The 5480-nt window shown below is 45.0% G+C and carries 6 protein-coding genes; 2 read left to right on the top strand and 4 right to left on the bottom strand.

Features of this window, described 5'->3' with window-relative positions:
• Window positions 1-655, top strand: a 655-nt coding sequence (locus A1D16_RS20990; RefSeq protein WP_290713428.1) for a PfkB family carbohydrate kinase, incomplete at its 5' end; no start/stop codon positions are given.
• Here A1D16_RS20990 and A1D16_RS20985 read toward each other — a convergent pair.
• Window positions 639-1271, bottom strand: coding sequence for a DUF4230 domain-containing protein (locus A1D16_RS20985; protein ID WP_290713425.1), 633 nt, complete (start codon window positions 1269-1271; stop codon window positions 639-641). The two genes, A1D16_RS20990 and A1D16_RS20985, sit on opposite strands and share 17 nt — an antisense overlap.
• On the bottom strand, window positions 1268-1840 hold the full coding sequence (locus tag A1D16_RS20980) for a DUF4230 domain-containing protein (protein ID WP_290713422.1): 573 nt from the start codon (window positions 1838-1840) through the stop codon (window positions 1268-1270). The genes A1D16_RS20985 and A1D16_RS20980 overlap by 4 nt, the downstream gene beginning before the upstream one ends.
• Window positions 1841-1873: 33 nt before the next feature.
• Here A1D16_RS20980 and A1D16_RS20975 point away from each other — a divergent pair, with 33 nt between their 5' ends.
• A complete protein-coding gene (locus A1D16_RS20975) occupies window positions 1874-2554 on the top strand; it encodes a 2-C-methyl-D-erythritol 4-phosphate cytidylyltransferase (RefSeq protein ID WP_290713419.1) in 681 nt (226 codons plus the stop codon).
• Here A1D16_RS20975 and A1D16_RS20970 read toward each other — a convergent pair.
• Together A1D16_RS20970 and A1D16_RS20965 are read right to left on the bottom strand one after the other, a co-directional pair.
• Entirely contained in the window at window positions 2551-3459 is a 909-nt protein-coding gene (locus tag A1D16_RS20970) for a GNAT family N-acetyltransferase (RefSeq protein ID WP_290713416.1), read from the bottom strand. The genes A1D16_RS20975 and A1D16_RS20970 overlap by 4 nt on opposite strands.
• Before the next feature lie 4 nt (window positions 3460-3463).
• Window positions 3464-5480, bottom strand: a 2017-nt coding sequence (locus A1D16_RS20965; RefSeq protein WP_290713413.1) for a M1 family aminopeptidase, incomplete at its 5' end; no start/stop codon positions are given.

Genomic DNA, 5480 nt, shown 5'->3' with positions numbered 1-5480 from the left:
CCGAAATCAGCAAATGATGCGCATTGATGCGGAAACGGTAAAAGACCTGACGGCCAACGAAGAGCAGGCCTTATTCGATCGCATAGCTGCTTATATTCTTCAGGAAAAACCCGATGTACTGCTGCTGGAAGATTATAATAAAGGCGTTCTGACCCAACACCTGATCTCTGAAATTGTACAGCTGTGTAAAAAGCAAGGAGTAATTACTACGGTAGACCCCAAGAAAAAGAATTTTTTTGCATATAAGGGCGTAGATATTTTCAAACCTAATTTAAAGGAAGTAAAAGAAGGGCTTAACCTCTCCCTGGATAAAATTGAACTGGCTCAATTGTCAGATGTTCATCAGCGACTTCAGAAAGAATTACAGCATTCCATATCTTTTATAACGCTTTCAGAAAAAGGAGTGTTTGTTCAACAGAACGACCAATCGCTGCTGATTCCTTCTCATATCAGGAACATAGCAGACGTTTCCGGTGCCGGTGATACGGTTATTGCCGTTGCCTCACTGGTATATGCTGCCACAAAAAATATTGAACTTTTTGCAGCTGTTGCCAATATAGCTGGTGGACTGGTGTGTGAAGAAGTGGGTACAGCAGCCATCAATAAAGAAAAGCTGCTGGAAGAATGTAAACTCCTACTTAGTTATCCAGCGTAGCTACCCTGATTTTTTTAAAGCCCTGTAAGTGAAGAAAATTACGAAGAATAAGCAGCGCTTGTTCGTCAGCTTTTGCAGGAACTTGTTTTTCCAGCGCCCGTTGTCTAAGCTTTTCTTTTGCATCCAGCATTAATTGACTGGTTTCTTCCTGGCTCCAGGCACCTTCTTCAATAAAAACCTCGGTTCCTGAGGGGTTAACCTGGATGTCCTGGATGCGGGCGGAAGGGATCGTGAGAGAAACAGAATCACCGTTAATAAAAACAGCACTGCTATCCAATTTATTTAAATCGGTGCCTGCAAAAACTTTTCCTTTTACAATAAGCACCAGTCGTTCTGCCTGGATTATGGGAACAGGGCTCAGCCATTCTGCAATTTTTTTGGGTGATCCGGGTTTTACCTGCCTGATTTTACTAATAACCACTTCGTCAGAAGCTTCCACTGTCATAAGGGTTGCCATCTGTTTTATTCCGGTAATCAACAACGGTGTTTCCGCTATGAGTACAGGAGAGGGGGTGAAAAAACTGCTGAGCGAAGGTAACCACTGCATTTTGGCAAAGAACCAGTAGATCCCGGTCAGGAACAACAGAATAAGGCAGAGCTGGAGAATTTTTTTCATCGTAATACGGGGGCTTGCTGTTGATCGTTAAACTCAATAGTTACTTCTTCGAATCCGAGTTGCCTGCAGAACTGCTGTATCCAGTCGCGGGTATGTTTGCGGGTGTTCTCCAGGATGCCGGTTTCTGGCAGGGCTGCTTCCACTTGCTTTTCGGCCTGCTCCAATAACTGCATACGCTCCGCCTGATCAAAGCTGCTTCTCAGTAATCCAAGTTCTTCGTATTCCAGTTTAATTTTATCAGGAGGTAATTGAATCAATATGATTTCTGGTGCAGGAAGCAGGATACGGATAGCCTTTCCTTTTATCTGAACATCCTCATTTTTTATTTTCTTAAGGTCGATGCCGGCTTTAATAGTTGCTTCAATACTCATCAGGATTTTACGATCTCCCAGTTTATACCAGGTTTTGTTATCCTCGGCCTTTACAATTTTAGTAACAGTATATTCAGTGGTGGCCAATGCACCCATTTCCCGGATGGCCAGCACTTTTTCTGCTGGTGCAGGGGACGGCCGGCAGGCGACCCACAACAGGAGGAAAACGACACCCGGATACTGCCTAATTTTACTCATATTTGCAAATTACGTTTTTCGTAATTTGATACTATGGAAAAATATGCAGTTGTTGTGGCGGGTGGATCTGGTCTTAGAATGGGCACCTCCCTGCCCAAGCAGTTTTTATTGCTGAGAGATAAGCCGGTGCTTTGGTACACCCTCAATGCTTTCCTGGATGCTTATCCTGATTTACAGATCGTCCTGGTCCTACACGAACAGCATATAGAACGCGGGCAAAGCATCCTTCGATCTACCTATGATCCTGACCGGATCTGGATGACCACCGGTGGGGAAACCCGTTTCCACTCTGTACGGAATGGATTAGCGCATATTCGTCGCCATTCGATTGTTTTTGTGCATGATGGAGTACGATGTTTATTGACGCCAGAACTGATCCGCCGATGTTATGAGGGCGCCGTTGATAAAGGAAATGCAATTCCCGCTACTTCGGCCGTTGATTCAATTCGACTTGAAACCCTGAATGGTTCGGTGCCTGTTGATCGGGATAAAGTAAAACTTATCCAAACGCCCCAAACCTTTTATTCCGAAATTATAAAATCAGCCTTTGAACAGGATTTTCATGAGTCGTTTACCGACGAAGCCAGTGTCGTAGAAAAACTGGGCGTAAAAATAAACCTGATTGAAGGGGAATCAACCAATATTAAAATAACCCGACCGCTAGATTTACTGATAGCTGAAAAAGTATTAGAAGAGCGGGAAATGGGTCTTTAATAACCTGGTTTAAGCAGCCGTAGCGGCCAGGGTAACCGGTTCCATCCCAGAAAATAATACGGTTCATTTACAGCGCCGAAATTCTGGTAAAAATGTGCAATGCCGGGGTGGTCAGATCCTTCCAGGTCGAGCAGTTTGCCAGAGCCCGCGTATTCTCTGATAAGCTGGTCTAACAGATAATGATTGGCGGCTCGTTTTCTTGCGTCAGCTGCCGTATAATTCAGCAAGAGATAAATGCGTTCCTGATCTGCGATACAAAGGCAGGCTGCTTCCAGCATTTCACCCAGCCATACTTCTCGTACAATTACCCGGTCCTTCTCCTTAACCTGTTGGCAATACCTGCCCAGTGCTTGGTAATCCTGTGCCGTGTAGTTCAACCTGTTTTGATACGTTTGTTGAAAATGACCAAGCACCCGGTCAACCGCACCGTTCTGATAACGAAAAGCCTGCCTGCTGGCAATCTTCCTGTTTTTGAGAAGATCCGGTTTGTAACTGGCCTCAAGAACGGAATAGGAGGGCTGCAGGGAAAGCAGGAAGTTTTTTTTTGAAGCCGTTGCGCAAATACCTTCTGCGGGGCTAAGATAGATTTCACCAAATTTGAATGTAGCCTGAACCTTTGTTAGTAAAGCTGTTACCACTTGAGGAGACAGGATACCACTGGCATGAATAGCCGATTGCTGAATAAAGGCAGGTTGATACAAATATTGAATACCCCATTTTTTTCGTGGAAAAACCGGTAGCACCGCTTCATAATTGCCCAGTACAAATGCTGCCCACCCGCCCGCCATAGCCTTCATGAACGCCGGTTCTGCATATAAAGTTCCCCTACCACCCAGCCGCAGGCATTCCTTCCATTGTGGCAGGGAAATATCAGTTCCGTTAATATAGCGGATAGGTTGGTTCATGGTATTAGAAGCTCTGTTGCAGTAACCATTTTTTTGCAGACAATTGATGAATATCGATACTGAAGGAAATTGTTTTAAGAAATTTTTTACTGCCCAGTGTAGACTGGTTATAGTCGCGAAATACCTTGCTGTTTAGAATAGGCATATAAATGTTAACCAGGTTTCGGAAAAGGCTTACCTGCAAGCCGGCATCCATCAAAAACCTGGGTTGATCCTGTTCTCCTTTCCATGCTTCAGCAAAAGTTCCGATATCCATAAACAGCTTCAGGGGAATTTTTACAGGAAGTTTGCTGAGCGGGTTGATAGAGGAAGGTATGTCGGCTGTAAGATTGAGGGCCGATAACCAATCGGATGAGCGACCAATTTTATTACTTAATAAATCGGTCCGGATTTTAAAGCCTCCATCGCGCAGCATGATTTGCTGACTCATCCAGCCATTGAATTCATTTCTACCGGCAAAATAATTGCTATAGGTATAGTCTTCGTAGCCATTCGGCCCTGTGAGGTTTAAGTAATACCTGCTGTTGGCCTGTTGTTTATTAAGGGTATTGTTTCCGTGAACGAAAAACTTGCCTGCAAAAAACCGAACACGCAGGCCTCCTTCCTGGTTCGGGTAATTCAGAAAATACCGGGCGGTTAGAGAGAGGCGGGAAAAATCTGCCCCCATTTCTACCCGGCCATCGAGGTCATACGGATAAAGGATTCGATGATTGGCATGAAAGAAGCGGAGTTGCTGAAGCGTTCTGTGCGTAGCAATACGTTCATCCAGGTAACTGGTATCTGTTTCTGTGATAACGGTTCTGCTGGAAAGTTGCTCTTCGCGGAAGATAAAAGATCGAAACTCAATAAAGCTCTCTTTCTTGGAGAGGGCAGTAGCCGGTGAAATATTCATTCGGACATAGGGCGCTATTTTTAAGACACCAAATTGAAGATCTGTGGTTCCAGCCTTAAAATTGTCCATCCTTGTTCTAAGTACATCTGTACCAATCGTCCATTCTTTAATGCGATGAGTGCGCGAATTGCCGGGAAAAAGATGGTAACTAACATGCGCAATTCCCCCCAACGCACGGCTTGCCGTTCCCAGCGTTGGTGCCATAAAAAAACGAAACCTGTTCAGGGGCAATTGGTAGTTATGAAAGAATACACCCAGTTGTATGCCGTCGTATTTATTAAATCCGATCGCCGGGCCAATACCAATATACTGGTAGTTTTCGGGTTGTCGGCTGCTGAATAGAAAAACCGGTTTTATACGACGGATACTGAGTGAGTCAATTTTCTGTGCACTGGCAATAGAAGCTGTAGGAAATGCTTTTTTCCAGGAATTACTGTCGGGATGGCGGAATAAATGATCGCTTATATAGGCTCGCATTGTACTGTCCAGTGTTTGCCGTCCTATGGTCTTTTCCAGCGCTTGTAATTGCAAGGCTGTTTTTTCGTACACCATTAAACCGTAATTCCATGGTGTCAGCAATGCGGCTGGTGTTGCGGGTGACTGATCGGCATGGATGCTTTCGAGCCCCCTGATAAAAGCCAGCCGTTCATTTGCCGGAAAACGATTGGCAGGAAACCCTCTTTTCTCATTGGTTTCCGGATACCGGACTGCTTCATACCGGTAATCATAATAGGTATTAATGCCTTCGTCTAGCCAGGGACTGCTTCTTTCATCGTTGGCAACTGCCAGTGCAAACCAGTTGTGACCAATTTCATGAGCAATCGTAACATCTAGCTGCCTTTCGTCTTCTATGGCATTTAATACAGTAATGGTTGGGTATTCCATTCCTCCGGATCCGGGCCCCTGGTAGCCATCAACGACGGTCATTTTTTGATAAGGATAATCGCCCAGCCAGGCAGATCGTTGTAGAATAGCTTCCTTCATGAAAGCGAAGCCCTGCTTCCAGTTGGTTTCATTGCCTTTTCTGACAGCAAGCTCCAGGGTAATTTTTTTGCCAGAGGGCAATAGCAGGCTATCAGACGCAAGCTGTAGTGAGGGGGAGGCAAACCAGGCAAAATCTGTACAGTTT

Origin of the sequence: Flavihumibacter sp. CACIAM 22H1 (genome assembly GCF_001601815.1) — a bacterium.
GTDB lineage: Bacteria > Bacteroidota > Bacteroidia > Chitinophagales > Chitinophagaceae > Flavihumibacter.
This window is presented reverse-complemented; position numbering and strand designations above follow the sequence as displayed.

What these genes read in the sequence shown, in the direction of transcription:
- A1D16_RS20970 (WP_290713416.1), bottom strand. Translation starts at nt 3,459, where the DNA reads ATGAACCAACCTATCCGCTATATTAACGGAACTGATATTTCCCTGCCA.
- A1D16_RS20980 (WP_290713422.1), bottom strand. Translation starts at nt 1,840, where the DNA reads ATGAGTAAAATTAGGCAGTATCCGGGTGTCGTTTTCCTCCTGTTGTGG.
- A1D16_RS20975 (WP_290713419.1), top strand. Translation starts at nt 1,874, where the DNA reads ATGGAAAAATATGCAGTTGTTGTGGCGGGTGGATCTGGTCTTAGAATG.
- A1D16_RS20985 (WP_290713425.1), bottom strand. Translation starts at nt 1,271, where the DNA reads ATGAAAAAAATTCTCCAGCTCTGCCTTATTCTGTTGTTCCTGACCGGG.